Here is a 3,309-nt window from a genome sequence, read left to right as displayed (position 1 = left end):
AGCGATCGTTGCAATCGCCGCTAGACCACCTAAAACGACACCTGTCTTAAATGTTGCTCGCATGAATTTTCCCCCTCTGTGATCGATACGTATACTCTTGATAACTGTACCCATGTTCATTGATTTCAAATCCTTTTCATCTGAAATCGCTTGATTTTCAAAAAAATTTTTAAAAAATTTTTGCTCTTTTTTACCGTGTTCCTACATATTTAACAAGCAAATGAAGAAACGGCTCCATCCCTTATGCTTCAACGCTTCACGTCATGCATGAAGGAAAAAGATACGCTATACTTGATTCAGAAACATCTTCGACGAACAAAATGAATCGTGTCTTCTACTGGACAGTTCCGAGCTTCAACAGCTTGCGTTCGCGTCCCTTTTTCATTTTTGGTCGTCGATGTCACAAAGGAGGGAATTTCGTGTCCGTGATGCATGGGGCGATCCTACTGCCCATATTGATCAGTCTTTTCATCCCGCTTTTAGCGAAGCGCCTTCCGAACATTCATACCGGTTGGTTTGTACTCGTCGTAACTGTACTGCTCGTTTCGTATTTTAGCCGCTTTCTCCCTGGTACGATGTCAGGTAAGACCTTTACGGCACGCATGCCGTGGATACCATCGCTTGGAATCGATTTCGTCACGTATCTTGACGGACTCGGCTTATTGTTCGCATTATTGATCACAGGAATCGGCACACTCGTCGTTCTCTATTCTATTTTTTATTTAGATGCGAAAAAAGAAGCACTCGGTACATTTTATGTCTATTTATTGATGTTCATGACCGCCATGCTTGGTGTCGTTTTGTCAGACAACATGATCGTCCTCTATCTGTTTTGGGAATTAACATCGATTTCGTCATTCTTATTGATCGCCTACTGGTACGAACGGGAACGTTCTCGTTATGGTGCTCAAAAATCGATGCTGATCACCGTCTTCGGTGGACTAGCGATGCTTGGGGGAATTGCGATTCTCTCTACACTCAGCGGATCGTTTAGTATTCGTGAGACCTATGCGTCGCTTGAGTCGATTCAAAGTGAACCTTTCTTTACAGTCGCCCTTGTTTTATTCTTGCTAGCGGCATTCACAAAATCGGCTCAGTTTCCGTTTCACATCTGGCTTCCGGATGCGATGGAAGCACCGACCCCCGTTAGTGCCTACTTGCACTCGGCAACGATGGTTAAAGCAGGATTGTATCTTGTCGCTCGCTTCAGTCCGATTTTCGCAGGTGAGTCGCTTTGGTTTTATCTCGTCTCATCTGTCGGAATATTCACCTTATTGTGGGGTTCACTCAATGCGGTGAAACAACATGATTTAAAAGGGATTCTCGCCTACTCGACGATTTCTCAGCTTGGATTAATCATGTCCTTACTTGGACTCGGGGCCGCCGCCCTGCACGTCGACGTGTTAGACGATGGACTGTACACGATTGCAACAGTTGCTGCAATCTTCCACCTGATCAACCACGCGACGTTTAAAGGCAGTCTCTTCATGATGGCGGGAATCGTCGATCACGAAACCGGGACACGCGATATCCGGAATCTCGGTGGGCTCGCGCAATTGATGCCGATCTCGATGACGATCGCAATGATCGGGACCCTTTCGATGGCTGGAATTCCGCCGTTCAATGGTTTCTTAAGTAAAGAGATGTTCTTGACGGGTGTTCTTCAAGTATCAGGATCAGACTTGTTCCACTTACCGTCTTACGGATGGATCATTCCTGTTCTCGCCGTCGTCGGAAGCATTTTTACATTCGTCTACAGTCTCTTGATCGTCCGGAGAACCTTCTTCGGTAAACGCCAAGACGACCAGTTGCCGAAAACACCACACGAGGCACCGATTGGTATGTTGATCCCACCACTCGTCCTTGTCTCGCTCGTCGTCATCATCGGACTTTTCCCGAATATATTGTCGAATACGTTGATTCGACCAGCAGTCGAAGCGATCTTACCGCAAGTCGTTAATGCCGGTGGCAAGATTGATGTCCATATTTCAATGTGGCACGGATTCAATACCGAGTTATTTCTGACACTCGTGATCATCAGTGCTGGCATAATCTTGTATAAAACGCTCCCACGCTGGCAATCGCTTTACCACCGGATGCCACGTGCCGTCTCACTGAATCATCAATATGACGCCTTGTTACGTCGTGGTGAACAGACATCGACACGTATTCACGATACGGTCATGACGGGGTATATGCGGTCGTATCTCGTCTACATCTTCGGATTCGTCGTCATCTTGATTTTGACAGCACTATACGGGTTCGACGCTTTCCGCTTCGCGGTAGATCCGATTAGCTCGATTCATGCTTATGAGATCATTCTCGCTCTCGTTCTTGTCTCAAGTGCTCTCTCGATCACTTTTGCACGATCACGACTGACATCGATCATCTTACTCGGTGTGACAGGTTATACAGTTGCCCTGTTCTTCGTCTTATTTCGAGCGCCAGACCTCGCCTTGACGCAACTCGTCATCGAGACGGTATCGGTCGCTCTGTTCCTGCTCGTTTTCTATCGTTTACCGGAAATCAGCCGGAAAGAAGAGCGCATTCCGTTCAAGCTCGGCAACGCCTTGATTTCGGCACTCGTCGGATTGACAGTGACCCTTGTTGCCCTTGCTTCGCTCAGTCAGCGATCGTTTGCTTCGATTGCCAAGTACTACATTGACAATGTCGCAGNNGATACGTTGTTTGAGATTGCCGTTCTCGCACTTGCCGGAATCGGTATTTACACGATGATTAAATTCAGACGAACAGGAGGGATGGATAAATGAAAAAGCAGGCAAAAAAGCATACGAATGACGTCATCTTAGAGTCCGCGACTTCCTTCATTACGTTCATCATCTTCCTGTTTGCTGTCTACTTGTTCTTTGCCGGGCACTATACACCAGGTGGCGGTTTCATTGGTGGTCTCGTGACGGCGTCTGCTCTTGTCTTGATCTTACTCGCTTACGACATCAAGACGTTACGCCGGATTTTGCCATTCGACTACAAATGGATCACGGCGCTTGGCATGTTGATTGCCGTACTGACGGCTTCAGGAGCGCTTGTCTTTAACGTCCCGTTCTTCACACATGCCCATGACTATTTCAACCTACCGTTATTCGGTAAGACATCACTTCATACGGCGATGTTGTTTGATCTTGGTGTTTATCTTGTCGTCGTCGGTGTGACGATGACGATTATTCAAACGATTGGGGAGAGTGATTAATATGGAAATCATCATGGCGATCGCCGCAGGCATCCTGACGATGTGTGCCATTTATCTCATTCTTTCGAAAAGCATTCTTCGCATTATCATCGGAACAGGGT

2 protein-coding genes and 1 pseudogene are annotated in these 3,309 nt (G+C 46.9%); all 3 read left to right on the top strand.

The genetic code is table 11. The annotated features are described in order from the left end of the window. The first annotated feature begins 419 nt into the window (after positions 1-419). Positions 420-2,771 (top strand): Na+/H+ antiporter subunit A, encoded by a 2,352-nt coding sequence (locus tag B2751_RS08905; protein ID WP_290774341.1) that lies wholly within the window; start codon positions 420-422, stop codon positions 2,769-2,771. Then, positions 2,768-3,208, top strand: a complete 441-nt coding sequence (locus B2751_RS08900) for a Na(+)/H(+) antiporter subunit B (RefSeq protein ID WP_035407436.1) — start codon at positions 2,768-2,770, stop codon at positions 3,206-3,208. Before B2751_RS08905 ends, B2751_RS08900 begins: the two co-directional genes overlap by 4 nt. 1 nt (position 3,209) lies before the next feature. Continuing rightward, positions 3,210-3,309 (top strand): annotated as a pseudogene (locus B2751_RS08895) (Na(+)/H(+) antiporter subunit C); the annotation flags it as partial.

Origin of the sequence: Exiguobacterium sp. UBA6282 (assembly GCF_002440475.1) — a bacterium.
In the GTDB taxonomy this organism is placed as follows: Bacteria; Bacillota; Bacilli; order Exiguobacteriales; family Exiguobacteriaceae; genus Exiguobacterium_A.
This window is presented reverse-complemented; position numbering and strand designations above follow the sequence as displayed.